13 protein-coding genes are annotated in these 16,910 nt (G+C 71.5%); 6 read left to right on the plus strand and 7 right to left on the minus strand.

What is annotated here, in order from left to right; translation table 11 throughout:
- Nucleotides 1-3: 3 nt before the first annotated feature.
- Genes CLV67_RS14265 through CLV67_RS14285 form a run of 5 tightly spaced genes read right to left on the minus strand, consistent with a single transcriptional unit; the run spans nucleotide 4 to nucleotide 6,806 of the window.
- The gene (locus CLV67_RS14265) at nucleotides 4-1,044 is read right to left on the minus strand and encodes a Gfo/Idh/MocA family protein (protein ID WP_106318392.1); all 1,041 of its coding nucleotides are present in this window, start codon (nucleotides 1,042-1,044) and stop codon (nucleotides 4-6) included.
- The gene (locus tag CLV67_RS14270) at nucleotides 1,041-1,475 is read right to left on the minus strand and encodes a type II 3-dehydroquinate dehydratase (protein WP_106318394.1); all 435 of its coding nucleotides are present in this window, start codon (nucleotides 1,473-1,475) and stop codon (nucleotides 1,041-1,043) included. Before CLV67_RS14270 ends, CLV67_RS14265 begins: the two co-directional genes overlap by 4 nt.
- Nucleotides 1,472-3,559, minus strand: a complete 2,088-nt coding sequence (locus tag CLV67_RS14275) for an outer membrane protein assembly factor BamB family protein (protein WP_106318396.1) — start codon at nucleotides 3,557-3,559, stop codon at nucleotides 1,472-1,474. Before CLV67_RS14275 ends, CLV67_RS14270 begins: the two co-directional genes overlap by 4 nt.
- Entirely contained in the window at nucleotides 3,556-5,319 is a 1,764-nt protein-coding gene (locus CLV67_RS14280; protein ID WP_106318398.1) for a thiamine pyrophosphate-binding protein, read from the minus strand. The genes CLV67_RS14275 and CLV67_RS14280 overlap by 4 nt, the downstream gene beginning before the upstream one ends.
- Nucleotides 5,316-6,806: an aldehyde dehydrogenase family protein gene (locus CLV67_RS14285; RefSeq protein ID WP_106318400.1), complete on the minus strand. Its 1,491-nt coding sequence runs from the start codon at nucleotides 6,804-6,806 to the stop codon at nucleotides 5,316-5,318. The genes CLV67_RS14280 and CLV67_RS14285 overlap by 4 nt, the downstream gene beginning before the upstream one ends.
- Nucleotides 6,807-6,950: 144 nt before the next feature.
- Between CLV67_RS14285 and CLV67_RS14290 the strand changes: the two genes are divergently transcribed.
- Genes CLV67_RS14290 through CLV67_RS14300 form a run of 3 tightly spaced genes read left to right on the plus strand, consistent with a single transcriptional unit; the run spans nucleotide 6,951 to nucleotide 9,885 of the window.
- On the plus strand, nucleotides 6,951-8,132 hold the full coding sequence (locus CLV67_RS14290) for a CaiB/BaiF CoA transferase family protein (RefSeq protein WP_106318402.1): 1,182 nt from the start codon (nucleotides 6,951-6,953) through the stop codon (nucleotides 8,130-8,132).
- The gene (locus CLV67_RS14295) at nucleotides 8,129-8,953 is read left to right on the plus strand and encodes a citryl-CoA lyase (protein WP_106318404.1); all 825 of its coding nucleotides are present in this window, start codon (nucleotides 8,129-8,131) and stop codon (nucleotides 8,951-8,953) included. Before CLV67_RS14290 ends, CLV67_RS14295 begins: the two co-directional genes overlap by 4 nt.
- Nucleotides 8,923-9,885, plus strand: coding sequence for a ThuA domain-containing protein (locus CLV67_RS14300; protein ID WP_106318406.1), 963 nt, complete (start codon nucleotides 8,923-8,925; stop codon nucleotides 9,883-9,885). Before CLV67_RS14295 ends, CLV67_RS14300 begins: the two co-directional genes overlap by 31 nt.
- 6 nt (nucleotides 9,886-9,891) lie before the next feature.
- Here CLV67_RS14300 and CLV67_RS14305 read toward each other — a convergent pair whose 3' ends face one another.
- Entirely contained in the window at nucleotides 9,892-12,609 is a 2,718-nt protein-coding gene (locus CLV67_RS14305; RefSeq protein WP_106318408.1) for a TIM barrel protein, read from the minus strand.
- A gap of 142 nt (nucleotides 12,610-12,751) precedes the next feature.
- Here CLV67_RS14305 and CLV67_RS14310 point away from each other — a divergent pair, with 142 nt between their 5' ends.
- Nucleotides 12,752-13,159 carry a nuclear transport factor 2 family protein gene (locus CLV67_RS14310; protein WP_106318410.1) on the plus strand — a complete coding sequence of 136 codons (408 nt, stop codon included), beginning with the start codon at nucleotides 12,752-12,754 and terminating at the stop codon, nucleotides 13,157-13,159.
- Between the two features lie 87 nt (nucleotides 13,160-13,246).
- Nucleotides 13,247-14,935: a hypothetical protein gene (locus CLV67_RS14315; RefSeq protein ID WP_106318412.1), complete on the plus strand. Its 1,689-nt coding sequence runs from the start codon at nucleotides 13,247-13,249 to the stop codon at nucleotides 14,933-14,935.
- On the opposite strand, the gene CLV67_RS14320 is transcribed toward CLV67_RS14315, so the two are convergent.
- The gene (locus tag CLV67_RS14320; protein ID WP_106318414.1) at nucleotides 14,916-15,236 is read right to left on the minus strand and encodes an EAL domain-containing protein; all 321 of its coding nucleotides are present in this window, start codon (nucleotides 15,234-15,236) and stop codon (nucleotides 14,916-14,918) included. The genes CLV67_RS14315 and CLV67_RS14320 overlap by 20 nt on opposite strands.
- A gap of 210 nt (nucleotides 15,237-15,446) precedes the next feature.
- Here CLV67_RS14320 and CLV67_RS14325 point away from each other — a divergent pair, with 210 nt between their 5' ends.
- Nucleotides 15,447-16,907, plus strand: coding sequence for a cryptochrome/photolyase family protein (locus tag CLV67_RS14325; RefSeq protein ID WP_106318416.1), 1,461 nt, complete (start codon nucleotides 15,447-15,449; stop codon nucleotides 16,905-16,907).
- The last annotated feature ends 3 nt before the right edge of the window (nucleotides 16,908-16,910 follow it).

Here is a 16,910-nt window from a genome sequence, read left to right on the forward strand (position 1 = left end):
TCGTCACAGCACGACCGTCGTGCCGGTACGCGACGACGCGTACACCGCCTCGACGATCTCGAGAGCGTGCACCGCGTCACGGCCGGTGACCGCCGGTTCGCGGTCCTCACGTACGGCCGCGACGAAATCAGCGATCTGCCGGGCGTGATACGGCGCCAGATGATCGTGGATGGCCGGCAGCGTCAGGTCGGGCCCGCTGCCCGGCTCGTAGGCGTGCACGGGTTCGGGCGGCCCGGGCACCGTCCACACGTCGGTGAAGCCGACGCCCTCGGGATACTCGGTCAGCCCCGCCGTGTGACCGTCCGCGTCCGACACCCACACCTGGATGCCCAGGCCGGGCCGGAACGTCGTAGCAGCCTGCACGGTGGCGATCGCACCCGAGGCGAACTCGATCAGCGCGCCCGCGGTGTCCTCCACGTCGATGACGCCACCGTGCACGAGCGTGGCGCAGTGGCCGGTCACCCGGCGGGCCCGGCCCAGATACCACTGCAGCAGGTCGATGTGGTGGATCACCTGGGTGATCAGCACGCCACCGCCCTCGGCTGCCCGGGTGCCGCGGCCCGGTTCGGCGTAGTAGGCGGCGTCGCGGTTCAGCCGCGCCACGATCCCGCCGGCGGTGAGCGTGCCGAGCCTGCCGTCGTCGAGGGCGGCCCGGATCCGCTGCGCCGCCGGCCAGAACCGGCGCTGAAAGACCACCCCGAACCGGATCCCGGCGTCACCGGCGGCCGCGATCATCCGGTGCGCCTGAGCCAGGTCGACGGCGATCGGTTTCTCGCACAGCACGTGGACGCCGTGACGCGCGGCCGCGAGCACCCCGGCCTCGTGGGCGGCATGCGGCGTGCAGACGGTCACCGCGTCCAGGCCGCTTTCCAACAGGAGATCAACGTCTTCGGAGGCGTACGGGATGCCGTGCGCGTCCGCGAAGGCGTGCGCCCGGCCCGGCACCGTGTCGGCGACGGCGGCCACCTCGACCCCGTCCACGGCCCGCAGTGCCGCCACGTGGTTGCGGGCGATCCGGCCGCAGCCGAGGATTCCCACCCTCATCGCCGGCCGGCCAGCCCGCGCATCCCGAGTTCGTACACGTCCGCACCGAACCCGGCCAGGAAACCCCAGGACGCGCCCGCGGTCAGCAGGTTGCGGTAGAGCGGCTCCCGGCCGAACACGTTCGTCAGATGCACCTCGACGATCGGCTCGGCCAGCATGCGCAGCGCGTCGTAGAGGGCGACCGACGTGGTGGACAGCCCGGCCGGGTTGATGATGACGGCCGCCTCGGCTTCGTACGCCTGGTGCACCCAGTCGATCAGCTGGCCTTCGGCGTTGGACTGGCCGAAGAACAGCTCGAAGTCCAGCTCGGCGGCCAGTGCCTCGCACCGCTTGCGGATCTCGGCGAGGGTGACGGGCCCGTACAGGTCCGGTTCGCGCCGGCCGAGCATGTTCAGGTTCGGCCCGTTGAGGATGAACAACGGCCCGCTCACGGCAGGTAGACCTCGACCTTGCCGGTGGACCGTGGACTGGCCGGATCGTTGAAGAAGTACTCCCCGGCCCGGCCGAACGTGTACATGAACGACTCCCCCGGCGCCAGCGTGACGTCGAACAGTCCCTCGAAGAACTGGGTGACACCGCGCGGGCCGGCGTTGCCCGGGTGGTTGGTGAACGTGACGGTCGTGCCCACCGGCACCCGCAGATGCGTAGGCGCCATGCTCGCCACCCCGAAGGACTCGGTGGTGCCCGTCGAGGTGCGGCCGATCACCACGGTGTTCGCCACGGTGGCCCCCTCGACCGGAGCGCCCGAGACGGGGCGGCGGATCACCGGAGGCGGCGGTGTGGCCGCCGGGCCGAGCGCGCCGCCGACCTCGAACGCCCACAGGAAGTCGCCACGGGGAGCCGAGTTGCCGTACGGGATGCTGGTCCCTCCGGCGAAGACCGCGAGATACTCCTTGCCGCCGGCCCGGTACATGATCGGGCTGGAGCTGATCGCCGCACCGGTCTGGAACCGCCACAGCTCCCGCCCGCTGCGGGCGTCCAGGGCGAGCAGGTTCCCGTCGGGCTGGCCGATGAACAGCAGGTCACCGGCGGTGGTGAGGATTCCGTTGCCGTGGGCCAGCGAGTACGGCATCCGCCGCTTCCAGCGCACCCGGTTCGTGCTCACGTCGACGGCGACGATCCCACCGGTCTGGTACTCGCCGGGCGGGCGCAGCCCGTTGGCCGCCTCGGTCAGTGAGTGCGCCGCGGCCACGTACCCGTAGCCGGTGTAGACCAGGCCGGTGCGGTGGCTGAACGACAGGTGCGACCAGTCGGCACCGCCACCGTGACCGGGAATGGACAGGATCGGCACGTCCCAGTGCGGGTCGTAGAGGGCGCCCTGCACGTAGTTGGGGACAGCCCGGTTCGGGTCGCCGGGCACCGACGTGCCGAGCGGCTGGTCGACGACGCGCTGCTCGGTCCAGCCGCCCTGGACCGGGAACGGCTGGGTGGGCCAGGTCTTCTGCCGGGGTTCCTGCGGCACGGGACGCTCGACGATGCCGAGTGGGGCGGTGCCGTCGGTGCGGTCCAGGATGAAGAACATGCCGGACTTGCTGCCGTAGACGACCACCTTGCGCTCGCGGCCGCGGATCCGTACGTCGGCCAGCACCGGCGACATGACGTTGTCCATGTCCCAGATGTCGTGGTGGATCGACTGGAAGTGCCAGCGATACGCGCCGGTGCGCATGTCGAGCGCGACCAGCGAGTTGGCGAACAGGTTCTGCCCGCCCCGGTTCGAACCGTCCTGCGACGAGTTGCTGCCGCGGGCGTTGCCGAACGTCCAGTACGTCAGGCCCAGCTCCGGGTCGACGGCCGGATGGATCCACGGGGTCGCGCCGCCCTCGGCCCACGACTCGCCCTCCCACGTGTCGTGGCCGAACTCGCCGGGGCCGGGTGTGCCCCAGAAGTGCCAGAGCAGGTCACCGGTGCGGGCGTCCAATGCCAGTGCGGCGCCGCGCGGGCCGTCGTTGGTGCCGCAGAACAGCAGGCCGTCGTGGTAGACGACAGCGACCTTCTCGATGTTGCCGAAGCCGTTGACCTGTCTCTCCCAGACGACCTGGCCCGTCTGCCGGTCGAGGGCGATGACGTAGTTGTCGTTGGACTTGGTGAACACGTGGCCGTCGCCGACCGCGACACCACGGCGGGTCAGCGTGCCGCGGGTCTGCTCGTAACGCCACCGGGTCTGCCCGGTGACGCCGTCGACGGCGATCACGTTGCCGAGTGCGGATTCGATGTAGAGGACACCGTCGACGGCGACCGCGGTGCTCTGGCTGTTACCGGTGCGCAGGCCGCCCTCGATCGAGTTCATCCAGCTGCCGCGCAGCCGCCGCACGTTGCCGTGGTCGATGCGCCGCAGCCCCGTGTAGTTCTGGTTGCCGAGGTTGCCGCCGACCTTGGGGAAGTCCTGGTCGCCGGGGGTGTCGAAGGCTTTCAGATCGGCGGCGCCGGGCGGCCGGTGAGCGAGTACGGGCGCGGGTGCGGACGCCGGGACCACCGCGGCGGCAGCGGCCCCTTTGAGCAGGGTTCGGCGGTTCATTCGAACACCCCCTGGTAGATGTCCTTGATGTTCCAGTGCCCGGGGGTGGGCACCGGCTCGTTGACCATCGGAACGTCGATCACCGCGGGCCGGCGGGCGGCGAGCGCCGCACGCAGCGCCTCGCTGAAGCCGCCGGCACTGGTCACGGAGTAGCCGTCGGCCCCGCAGGCGCGGCCGAGGGCGGCGAAGTCGGGGCTGTAGGCGGCACCGTCGGGCCCGGTGAAGTCACAGCCGTAGCTGCGCCCGAAGTTCGCGGCCTGTAGGTCGCTGATGGTGCCGTGGGAGCGGTTGTTCATCACCACGAAGATCACCGGGGCGCCCTGTTCGACGGCCATCGGCAGGGCCGGCAGCTGGGCGCCCATGCCACCGTCGCCGATCAGGGCCACCACGGTGCGGTCCGGATCGGCGATCTGCACACCGACCGCCGCGGCGGGCCCGAAGCCCATGGTGGAGGCGCCGCCCGGGGTGATGAACCGGCCGTCGGCGGGCAGTTCGTAGCACTGGGCGACGCCGTTCTTGTTCCAGCCCACGTCGGTGACCAGGACCGCGTCGGCGGGCAGGATCGCCCGCAGGTCGGTCAGGATGCGTTCGGGGCGCAACGGGAAGTTGTCGCTCGCACCGCGTCCGCGGCTGTCGGCGAACAGGCTGCGGCGGGCCGCGGTGATGGTGTCGCGCAGTCCGGCCCGCTGCCGTGGCTGGGACTGCCGGGCGCGTACCGCCTGGTCGACGGCGTGCACCGCGCGGCCGACATCGGCGACGGCTCCGATCTCGACCGGGAAGTTGCGGCCGATCTCGGCCGCGTCGATGTCGATCTGGATCAGCTTGCCGGGCGGGAACTGCCAGGTGTAGCGGCGGTCCCAGGAGCTGGCGTCGGTCTCGGCGAACCGGGTCGCGCAGGCCAGGACCACGTCGGCCTCGCGGGTGTACCGGTTGGTCATCTCCAGGCCCCAGAAGCCGGGCATGCCGAGCAGTAGCGGATGATCGTCGGGCAGGGTGCCCTTGGCCATCAGCGAATGCACGACCGGGATGTCGAGGTGTTCGACCAGCGAGCGCAGCGCGTCCAGGCCCGGGCCGCGGCGCAGCCCGCCGCCGATGTAGACCAGTGGGCGCCGGGCCTGCAGCAGCAGGTCGGCGATGCGGGCGGCGACGTCGGCGGGCAGATCCGGGCGTTCGGCGACGGCAAGCGGGTACGCGTGACCCGTGTCCGCCGCCACCGGCCGGGAGAAGTGGTCCATCGGCACGCTGAGCAGCACCGCGCCGGGACGGCCGGACGCCGCGGTCCAGAAGGCGCGTTCGGTGAAGCGGGCCAGGTCGGCGGCCCGGTGCACCTGCCAGGCCCGTTTGACGAACGGCCGGTAGATGGCCGTCTGGTCGGCGTCGGCGTGCAGGTTCACCTCCTGGTGCGGGTGCCGGCCGTGGTAGTAGGACGGGATGTCGCCGGCGATGGCGACCAGCGGCACGGAGTCGAGCGCGGCGGTCATCACCCCGGTCACGGCGTTGGTCATGCCGGGTCCGACATGAAGAAGCACCACGCCGGTACGGCCGGTCGCGCGGGCGTAGCCGTCGGCGGCGTGGGCGGCCGCCTGCTCGTGGCGGGCGATGACGAACCGGATCGAACTACGGCCGATCGCGTCGAGCAGCGCGATGTTGGTGTGCCCGCAGGTGCCGAAGACGTACTCGACGCCGTACGACTCGAGTTGCGTCACCATCGCCTCGGCCGCGGTGACCGTCGCCGTCGTCTCGATCTCGCCGACGCTCATCGGGCGTCCTCCCGGTCCCCGAACAGCGACAGTCCGCGCAGCATCAGCGTCTTCTCCACGGTGTAGTCGTCGATCATCCAGCGGGGTGACTCCCGTCCGAAGCCGGAGTCCTTGACGCCGCCGAACGGGATGTGGTCGAGGCGGAAGTTCGAGGAGCCGTTGACGATCAGGCCGCCGACCTCCAGTTCGCGCCAGGCGGTGACGATCCGGCGGACATCGTGGGTGAACAGTCCGGCCTGCAGCCCGTACCGGCTGTCGTTGCAGGTGGCGATGACGGTGTCGAAGTCGTCGAACGGCGTCACGCTGACGACGGCGCCGAACACCTCGTCGCGGATCAGCCGGGCGTCCGGTGGCGGGGCGGCCACGACGGTCGGGGTGACGACGGCACCGTCGCGGTCGCCGCCGGTGGTGATGGTGGCCCCACCGGCGGCGGCCTCGCGGGCCCAGCTGACCACGCGTTCGGCGGCGTCGTCGTCGACCATCGAGCCGACGGCCGTGGCCGGGTCGAGGGGGTCGCCGACACGCAGTTTGCGGACCGCTTCGGTGAACAGGCCGAGGAACTCGTCGTAGCGGCGCCGGTCGACGTAGACGCGCTGCACGGAGATGCAGCTCTGCCCGGAGTTGCTGTAGCCGGTCGCGGCGCAGACACTCGCGGCCGTGGCCAGGTCGGCGTCGTCGCAGACGATGGTGGCCGCGTTGCCGCCGAGTTCCATGACCAGGCGTTTCGCGCCCGCCGCGCGGGCCACGGCAGCGCCGGTGGCCGGGCTGCCGGTGAAACTGATGACGCCGATCTCCGGTGCCGCGCTGAGCGCCGAACCGACGCCCGCGCCGCCGTGCAGAACCTGAACCGCCTCGACCGGCATCCCGCAGTCGAGCAGCAGCCGCACGACGGCCACCGACGACGCCGGTGCCTGCGGCGGCGGTTTGACGATGGTGGTGTTGCCGGCCGCGAACGAGGCGGCGAGCTTGTGGGCCAGCAGGTTGGCGGGGGCGTTGAACGGGGTGATCGCCAGGGCGACGCCGACCGGGGCACGGTAGGTGAAGGCGGTGTTGCCGACGCCGCGGGCCCAGCCGGCGACCGGCAGCACCTCACCGCCGACGCGCCGGGCCTCGGCCGCCGACACGGCGAAGGTGTCGGCAACCCGGTCGATCTCGCCGAGTCCGTCGCGGACCGGTTTGCCGAGTTCGAAGGCGAGCAGGCGGGCCAGTTCGTCGCGGCGGCGCAGTGCCTCGGCAGCGGCGCGGTCGAGGATCTGCGCGCGGGCCGCCGGTGACATGCGCGCGACCGGCTTGGCGGCGGCGCGGGCGTAGCGCAGGGCGGTGTCGACGTCGTGGTCGTCGGCCTGGCGGGCGGTGGACACGACGGTGCGGTGCCACGGGCCGACGCGGTCGCGGCGTGTCCCGGTGGTCACCCATGAACCCGCGACCAGGCATCCGACCTCGGACAACTCGTGCTGGGGGACGTCTGGGCCGGGGCTGTCGGTCATCGCCACGCTCCTCCTGCGATCCGCTTGGTGGTCCTCATGGACCGTTCTGTGGACTAGGTGTAACGTACGGGCCGCCGGGTCTCCTGGCAATGACTCACCTCGATCGACCGCCTCCGGCCTCTGGCGACCGAAGGGCAGCCCCACATGGATGACGACCGACCGCTTTCCGGCGTCCGGGTTCTGGACCTGACCAACGTGCTGGCCGGGCCCTACTGCAGCTACCAGCTGATGCTTCTCGGCGCCGAAATCGTCAAGATCGAACGGCCGGGTGACGGCGACCTGGCCCGGTCGCTGGGCCCCGAGCCGGAGCTCAACCGGGCGGCGCTCGGCGCGTCGTTCCTGGCCCAGAACGCCGGCAAGAAGTCGGTCGAGCTCGACCTCAAGGATGCCGCCGACCGCGCGGACTTCGAGGACCTGGTCCGGGACGCGGACGTGCTGCTGGAGAACTTCCGGGCCGGGGTGCTCGCCCGCCTCGGCTACGGCTGGGAGGTGCTGCACGCGCTCAACCCGCGCCTGATCTACTGCGCCATCTCCGGGTTCGGGCAGACCGGCCCGATGCGGCACGCCCCCGCGTACGACCAGATCATCCAGGGCCTGTCCGGGATGATGAGCGTCACCGGCACACCGGACACCGCGCCGCTGCGGGTCGGCTTCCCCGTCTCGGACACCGTCGGTGGCCTGGTCGCGGCCATGTCCATCGCGGCTGCTCTGGCCGGGCGCAGCCGTACCGGCAAAGGGGTCTGCCTTGATGTGTCCATGCTGGAGACGTCACTCTCCGCGATGGGCTGGGCAGCCTCGAACTACCTGGTCAGCGGTGTCGCACCCGAGCCGATGGGCGATCAGAACGCCACCGCTGCCCCGTCCGGCACGTTCCGCGCCGCGGACGGCCCACTGAACATCGCCGCGAACCGGCAGGAGCAGTTCGAGACGCTGTGCCGGCTGCTCGAACGCCCGGACCTGGCCACCGATGACCGTTTCGCCGATCGCGAGGCCCGCAAACGCAACCGTCCCGCGCTGAACGCCGAGATCAACACCGCGTTGCGCCGGCACACGGCCCTGGAGTGGGAACGCCGGCTGGGCGCCGCGGGCGTCCCGGCCGCCCGCATCCTGACCGTCGCGCAGGCCGTCGAGCTGGAACAACTCACGCAACGCGGGTTCTTCACCGACGTCGAGTTCCCGGCCGACCCGCGGCGCACGCTGCGGGTCAGCGGCAACGGCGTGCTGGTCGACGGCGTGGCACTGCGGCCTTCGGGCCCGCCACCGCTGCTGGGCGAACACAACGCCGAGTACAGGACGTCCGGTTCCGAGGAGGTGACCGCGCCGTGAGCCGGGAGAACCCTGAGCCGACCGTACGCGACGTCGCCGACTGGTGGGCCACGTCGGTGTCCCGGGTCGAACCGAACCTGATCGAACTGCGCGGCCGGCCGGTGCAGGACCTGATCGGCTCGATCAGCTTCCCCGGCGTCATCTGGCTGATGCTGCGCGGCGAGCCCGCCACCCCAGGTCAGGAGCGGCTGCTGGAAGCCGCGCTGGTCTCCTCGGTCGACCATGGACCGCACGCGCCGTCGATCGCCGTCGCCCGGATGGCCGCGACCTGCGGCGTCGGCCTCAACAACGCGGTCGCCACCGGGGTCAACCTGCTCGGCGACGTGCACGGCGGCGCCGGTGAGCAGTGCATGCGGATGCTCTCCGAGATCGCCGCCGGTGCCGCCGCGGCGGAAGTGGTCGGCCGGTGGCGAGCCCACTCGAAGTACCTGCCCGGCTTCGGTCACCGCTTCCACACCGTCGACCCGCGCCGGGACCCGCTGCTCGGCCTGGTCGAGCGGGCGGTGGCCGACGGGACCGTCGAGGGCGCCCACCTGCGGGCCGCCCGCGCCGTCGAAGAACTGCTCGCCGACGGCCGCGACCGCCCGGTGCCGATCAACATCGACGGTTGCACGGCGGTCGTCTACGGCGAGCTCGGATTTCCGCCGCCTCTGGCCCGCGGCCTGTTCGTCCTCAGCCGCAGTGTCGGGATCCTCGCCCACGCCTGGGAGGAGACCGGTCAGGGCCGGCGCAACAAGGGACCGATGCCCCCGTCGATCCTGCCGACCCCTCTCGGAAGGGAACAGATCCCATGGCCTGGAGAAGATCCGGCGCCCTCGTGAGCGCCCTCCTCACCGCCGCCCTCCTCCTCACCGCGAACAGCGCCCTGCGGCCCGCCGCCGGCGGGGACCGCGACAACGCCGCCCGCAACCTCGGCCGGGTCGACTACGGCGTCTGCCGCGGCACCGATCCCGCCTGCTACCACGACTGGGGCAACTTCGACCCGGCCGTCGACGGTTACCGGATCCTCGTCTACAGCCGTACCGCCGGACCTCGCCACGCCCACCTCGGCCCGGCCCTGCCGACCGGCCTCAATCCCCCGCTGACCCCGGCCCACGCGGCCCAGAGCGCCCTGGTCAGGCTCGGTGCCGAGCACGGCTTCGCGGTCGACTGGACCGAGGACGTCACCCAGCTCAACTCCCCCGGCCGGCTGTTCCGGTACAACGCCGTGGTCTTCATGAGCACCACCCGCGACACCCTCGACGATCCGGCGCAGACCGCGCTGCGGCAGTACATCCGCGGTGGCGGCGGCTTCGTCGGCATCCACAACGCCTTCGGCACCGAGTACAACTGGGAGTGGTACGAAGGGCTGCTCGGCGGGGCCAACTACTACGATCACGGCCGCAACCAGGCCGGTACGGTCGTCACGGCCAGCCGGCGGGACGTCTCCACCGCCGGGCTGCCGGCCCGCTGGGATTTCACCGACGAGTGGTACAACCTGGTGCCGTTCCCCAGCGAGGTGCGAATCCTGGCCAGAGTCGACGAGGCCACCCTGCCGGACGGGGCCACCGGCGGCAGCGGGCATCCGGGGCACGGCCGCAACCATCCGGTGTCCTGGTGCCAGTACTACGACGGCGGCCGCTCCTGGGTCACCACCCTCGGGCACGCCGTCGAGGCGTGGACCGACGCGCCGACCACCGGGGACCAGTACTTCCTGCAACACGTTCTCGGCGGGATCGAGTCGGCCATGGGCCGCGAGCCGTTCTGTCGCTGACCTCGATCAGCCCGCCGCCACGGTGGTGTCCAGGCGCTTCCGGGCGGCGGCGATCGCGAGGCGGGCGTGCTCCTTGGCGCCGATCTGCGCCGACAGCTGGGCCTTGGGGATCTCGAGGGCGTACGGGAGACCCGCCGGCAGCGCCGACAGGATGCCGTCCAGGTCGATACCCCCCTCACCCGGGTAGAGCCGCTCGAACCGGGCGGTGTGGATCAGCTCCTCGTTGGTCGGCGGCACCCCGGGCGGCGCGTCACAGACGTGCGCGAAGTGGAACCACTCGGCCGGCAGTTCCCGCAGGTCGGCGATGCTGGACCCGGAGCGGGCGAAATGCAGCAGGTCGATGAGCATGCCGCCGTTGGGCTGACCGGCGGCCCGCAGCACCCGGGCCGCCTCGGTCAGGTCCGGCGTCTCCGTCCACGACGGGAACTCCAGGTCGACGGTGAGGCCCAGTGGCCGGGCCATCTCGCAGAGCAGCGCGAACCGGTCCACCTTGCGGCTGCGGTCCGGGTCGGGCAGTTGCGTGATCACGTGCCGGGCGCCGAGTTCCGCCCCGGCCTCGAGGAACCGCTGGAAGTCGCGGGGATCCTCGTCGGGGCCGATCCGGGCCAGCTCGATGTCGAGCACCTCGACACCGGCCGCGGCCAGGCGCACCTTCGTGGTGCGCATCAGCGCCGGGTCGGTGGCCAGCGGATAGTGCGGCTCCTGCGGGGTGACCCTGGTGAGCCGCAGCCCCACATAGCGGTAGCCGGCCTCGGCGGCGGCCTCGACCAGTTCCGGAGGCGACAGGCTCAGCGCGGTCAGGTGGGCCAGCGAGTAGTCGTGCACCCGGCCCTCGGGCCGCCCGGCGTCGTCGCGCAGGGCGAGCAGCCGCCGGTGGCGGTGCGCGGCCATCCGTACCGGCACGGTCGCGACGGCGCCGTAACCGGCGTAGCCACCGAGCCGCTGCACCACCTCGAAGAACAGCCGGGAGCCGAGCATCTCGGTGTAGAAGTGCAGGTATTCGCCGTCGTCGTCGCTGTCGTAGAGGATCGAGTGCTCCCGCAGCACGGCCAGCAACTCCGGCGCCGGAGCGAGCCGGGCGTCCAGATCGTCGTAGTAGTTGTCCGGGATGTGCAGCACCGGCGCGCCGAGGGCTCGCATGGCCCGCGCGCTGGCGATCACGTCGTCGCTGGTGAACGCCACGTGCTGCGGGTCCGGGATGGCCGGAGCCCAGCTGCCGCGGCGCAGCGGCGCGGTGTTCAGGGTGATCCGGACGGTGCCGGCCGCGTCGGTGGCCGACCGGCTGCGCAACAGCCCGAACGGGGCCGCGATCTCGGTGGCCGGCCCCGAACGCAGACCCAGCACCGACCGGTAGAACAGTGCGGTCTGGTCGAAGTCGTCGACCGGCTCGGTGAGCGCGATGTGATCGGTGGCGGTGACCAGCCCGTCACCACCCGCCGCTTCACCCGTCGCGTGGAAGTCGGCGAGCCAGCCCTCGCCGCGGCAGAAGAAGACCGCGGTGCCGTCGGGCGCCGCCACCGAGCTCAGGTCGGCCTCCCCCGGTTGCCGGACCCTCGGCAGCACCGGGGCGAGCAGGCGGTCGGCACGCTGAGCCGACCGGGGCGGGTCGTCGCTCTCCACGGCCAGGGCACAGATCAGCGCGGTGCCCGGTGCCACGGTCCGCTGCGGCGAGAAGTTCAGCAGGATCCGGGCCCGGCCCTGCTCCCACAGCTCGACCGGCTTGGACCGGTGCCGGCCGGTCCGGGCGAACCCGAGCGCGATCAGCGTCCGCTCGATCACCGGCCCGGAGACGTCGTCGACGGCGAGCTCGGTGAAGACATGCCCGCCGAGACGCGGAGCCGCCGGGAGTCCCACCGGTGGGCCGGCGCTCTCGCGCAGAGCGAGCAGCGACCGCATCCCATCGATCGCCGCCTGGCGTGGATCGGCCTGACGGTAGGTGTCGTTGACCACCTCGAGCGAGATCGGCCCGGTGTACCCGGTGTCCTGCACCCGGGCGGCGAACCCGGCCAGGTCGAACGAACCGAGGCCGGGGAAGAGCCGGTGATGGCGACTCCACTCGGCCACGTCCATCTTCAGGCGCGGCGCGTCGGCCAGCTGCAGGTGGAAGATCCGGTCGCCGGGGATCACCGCGATGCCGGCCGGGTCCTCGTCGCGCGAGAGCACGTGGAAGCTGTCCAGGCAAAGGCCGAGGGCGGGGTGAGCGGCGCGGCGCACGATCCGCCAGGCATGGGCGTACGTGTTCACGTGCCGTCCCCAGGCCTGCGCCTCGTAGGCGATCCGCAGCCCGCGCCGGGCGGCCCGGTCCGCGAGTTCGGCGAGCTGCTCGGCGGCGAGGTCGTCGTCGTCGACGCTGCCGGCCGAGGCGGACGAGCTGACCAGCAGGGTGCCCGCACCGAGCTGCTCGAGGACGTCGAACTTGTGCTCGGCCCGTCGCAGCCCGGAGCGCAGCAGGTCCGGCGGTACCGCCTCGAAGTCGCGGAACGGCTGGTAGACGTCGATGGTCAGGCCCCGGCGCGCACATTCCTGCCGGATCCGCGCCGGCGACCAGGCCGTGGCGATCAGGTCGCTCTCGAAGATCTCGACGCCGTCGAACCCGGCGGCGGCCGCCGCGGCGAGCTTGTCCTCCAGGGTGCCGGAGAGGCAGGCGGTGGCGATCGTGAGCCGTCGCTCGCCGGCGGTCGCCCCGGCCCGGCTGTGGGTCCTGTCATGTTCGGCGATGAGCATGCTGGTCCACCAGGTGGCCTAATCGATCCAAACTAATGTACCGGATAGTTAGTTATAGACGATGCTCGGCGACCTGGGAAGACTCGATTGCCCGGAACTAGAACGCGTTCTACTCTGGAGGCCCCGTCGGAGAGGACGCGCGATGACATCGGTGGCACTGACCGCCCGCGACCTGGCACGGCGCTCACAAGCGGCGGCCGGCGCGAAGGACCGCGATGCCTGGCTCGGCCTGTTCGCCGACGACGCGGTCGTCGAGGACCCGATCGGACCGTCCCCGCTCTGCCCGGACGGCCACGGGCACCACGGAGCCGAGGCCATCGCCGCGTTCTACGACACCGTCATCGGCCAGGTCGAGCAGATGCGCTTCGAGATCGAACGCTCCTACCTGTGCGGTGATGAGGTGGCCGACGTCGGCAGCATCCACATCACCCTGGCGGGCGGCCATGCGGTGCAGGTGTGCGGCGTCTTCACCTACCGCAGCGACGACTCGGGCCGAATCGCTGCATTGCGGGCCTATTGGGAGTTCGACAATCCGGGAAACGGTTCCTGAATCCGATCGGGAATCGTCGAACCGTAGACTCCCGCAGCGAACGACGGCGACGTCCGGCCGTCGTGCGACCGCGCGGGAGGAGATCGCATGCAACACCCTTCGGACTCGGTGGAGATCGACGAGCCTGAGGAGAACGGGCAGCTCGCGCCGGTCGCCGACGACACGGCTGAGCCATCGACGGTTCTCGCGGAGGTATTGCCGGGAATCGCCGTCGTCTTCGGCGAGGTGCCGGCGGAATTCAAGCTCGAAATGATTGACTTCGGGCTCGTTCCGGCCTCCGATCGGGGGCAGATCTCGACATTTCTCGCCACCATCGGGAACACCGCGACCGTGCTCGGCAATGCCGGAAAGGCGATGGCCGGCGCGCAGGGTCTCTACCGGCTGGGCGCCGCGAGTCAGGCATGGCTGGGAGCGGGCGGCGCCCTCGCGGTCAAGGACGGCGCGAACCTCGGCGCGGTGTTCCACAACGGGAAGATCGTTCACCAGGCCCGGTTCATCCCGGTGTCCGCGATCAACCCGGCGGAGCTGCTGGCCACGCTCGGCCCGGCGATCTCGATGATCGCCATCCAGATGCAGCTGAGTGAGGTGACCGGCCTCGCCCGTACGAACATCGCGCTGACCAACCAGGTCCTCACCGACATCCGCCACGAACAGTGGGCCGAGCTGGAAGGGCTCGTCGGCAGCATCGACCGTGCGATCACCCGGGCCCGGGAGATCGAGGCAGTCGCCCCGTCGCTGTGGGACGGCATCGCGGCCACCGAACCGGACCTGCGCAAACAACGCAATCTGTACCGGATGAACGTCAGCAACCACGTCCGGCAGATCCGCCACGACGAACCGGGCCGCCGCGCCTATCTCGAGACGAACGCCGAGGCGATCCTCTTCGACGCCCACGCCCTGCTGTCGTCACTCAAGGCGTGGACCGGGTACCAGGCGCTGCACGCCGCGCGGGCACGCGGCGCCGGGGCCGAGAACCCGGACGAGGCACGGCTCGTCGACGTCATCGCCCGCGACACCCGGGAGGCTCTCGAACCCGCTCTGGCCGACACCACCGCCCTGGTCGACGCGCTGACCCGGGAGCTGCGCATCATCGTCGAGCTGCCCGGACGCGCGACCCTGCCGCTGTCGAGCAGGCGTAAGGATTCGGCCGCGGTCCGCCGGACCGCCACCCAGCTGCTGGAGGCGATCCAGCCGCTCGCCGACGCCCTCCACCCGCCGGCTCCCGAACTGGAAGCGCCCGGCGCCGTCTGCGCGCCCGAGTCGCTGGACCTCGCACCGTACCTGCGGATCCTGCGCTGGTACCTCGACGACGGCGAGAGCCTGCGGGCCGTCGGCTTCGCGGACGAGCCGGACTCCCCCGACGCGATCTCCTCCGTGCTCAGCGGTGCGCGGGGCCTGTTCGCGGCCGCCATGGACAAACCCACGACCAGGACTCTCGTCGTGGTCACCGATCGCCGGATCATCATCGGCCGCACGGACACGTTCCTCGAGCAGGCCGAGATCCGCCAGGAGTTCCCGGTCGAGGTGGTGCGCTACGTGCGGGTGACGACAGGCCAGGACAAGAACTCGCGGTCGGCGATCGACCTGATCACCCGCGACGAGAACATCCGCTGGCAGTTCCCGTCCGACGTCGACAACACCCGGGTGGACACGCTCGCGGCCGTGCTCGCCGAGTCGATGACGATCCCGGACACCGAACGCGAGGAACTGCGGCGCCGCAACCACGCCCTGGCCGTGGCCGGAGCCGAGCGTGCGATCACGGAGACGGCAGACTGACGGAGAAGCGGTCGTGCAGGTCGGCGGCGGGCATCGGGCGCGCGAAGTGGAAGCCCTGGGCCTTCTCATAGCCGAGTCCGGTCAGCTGGGCGGCCTGCTCGGCCGTCTCGATGCCCTCGGCCACCGCGGCCAGACCGAACGCCCGGGCCATCTGCACGACCACTGTCGCGATCGCGTCGGAGCCACCGTCGGGCACGAAGGAGCGGTCGAGCTTGATCTGGTGGACCGGAGGCGGGGAAGCCGGGTCGGTCCGCACCCGGCGGCAGAGCACGAGCGCCGGGACGATGGCCGCGATCATCATCAGCCGGTCGACCGGCGACGGCCAGAACCGCCCGAGGTGCTCCTGGAGCGCGACGCCACGACATCGACAATCGTCAGCGCGGTGACGGCCTGGAATCCCCGATCGGCGAAGAGCGGCGGACATCCGGGCTGGTCGGGCACATTATCTCCATCGGACGCCACCCCGCCCGACTTGAGCGGCTACGCCTGTGCGCTGCGGCAGACTGACGTCATGAGGACGCGGTGGCTGTTCGCCGACCAGCTTGGACCGCACTTCCTCGACGACCCCGGGCAGCAGGTCCTGCTGATCGAGTCGAAGGCCGTCTTCCGGCGGCGCGCCTTCCACCGGCAGAAGGCGCACCTCGTGCTGTCCGCGCTGCGGCACCGGGCGCAGGACGACAGCGTGCGGCTGGTGCGCGCGGAGACGTACGCCCAAGGGGTGGGAAACCAACCGCTGACCGTGTGCCATCCCACCTCCCGTGCCGCCCGCGGCCTGGTCCGGCGTCTGCCGGATGTCGAGATGCTGCCGCCGCGGGGCTTCGTCACCGCACCGCAGGACTTCGTGGCGTGGGCCGGCGGGCGCGACCACCTGCGGCTGGAGGACTTCTACCGGCACGCCCGGCGCCTGCACGGCGTGCTGATGGACGGTGCCGAGCCGGCGGGCGGGCGCTGGAACCTGGACGCCGACAACCGGCAGCCACCGCCACGTGGCGCGCAACGCCTCGACGTGCCGGCGCCGCCGGAGATCGTCGAGGACGAGATCGACCATGAGGTACGCGCGGAACTGGACCGCTGGCAGCGCGAGGACGGCATCGAGTTCGTCGGCAACGACGGTCCCCGCCTGTTCCCGGCGACCCGGCAGGAGGCGCTGGCCCGGCTGCGCCACTTCATCGAGCACCGCCTGCCGATGTTCGGCCCCTACGAGGACGCGATGCTCGCGGGCGACCCGTGGATGGCGCACAGCATGCTCAGTCCCGCGATCAACCTGGGCCTGCTCGATCCGGCCGAGGTGATCGAGGCGGCCGAGGACGCCTACCGGTCGGGGGCGGCGCCGCTGGCCGGTGTCGAGGGCTTCATCCGGCAGATCCTCGGCTGGCGCGACTTCATCTGGCATCTGTACTGGTACTTCGAGCCCCGCTACCGCGCCGTCAACGAGCTGAAGGCCCGCAAGGAACTGCCGAAGTGGTTCGCCGACCTGAACGCCGACGCGGTCGAGGCGCGCTGCCTGTCCGACGTGCTGGCCGGGGTCCGCGACCGCGGGTGGGTGCACCACATCCCGCGGCTCATGGTGCTCGGCAACTACGCGATGCAACGCGGATGGCGGCCGGGCGCGGTGTCCGACTGGTTCCATCGGTGCTTCGTCGACGGCTACGAGTGGGTGATGACGGCCAACGTGGTCGGCATGAGCCAGTACGCCGACGGCGGGCGGATGAGCAGCAAGCCGTACGCGGCGGGCGGAGCCTACGTGCACCGGATGAGCGACTACTGCGGTGGCTGCCGCTACGACCCGAAGGTGCGTGCGGGGGACGACGCGTGCCCGTACACCGCCGGGTATTGGAATTTCCTGGCCCGCCACGAGCGGGAATTCGCCGGCAACCACCGGATGGCGCAGCCGCTGCGCGGACTGCACCGGCTCACCGACCTCGAGGCGCTGGTGGAGCAGGAGAAGGCGCGCGGCTCCCGGGCGCCGTGACGC

Source organism: Actinoplanes italicus, from assembly GCF_003001815.1.
GTDB lineage: Bacteria > Actinomycetota > Actinomycetes > Mycobacteriales > Micromonosporaceae > Actinoplanes > Actinoplanes italicus.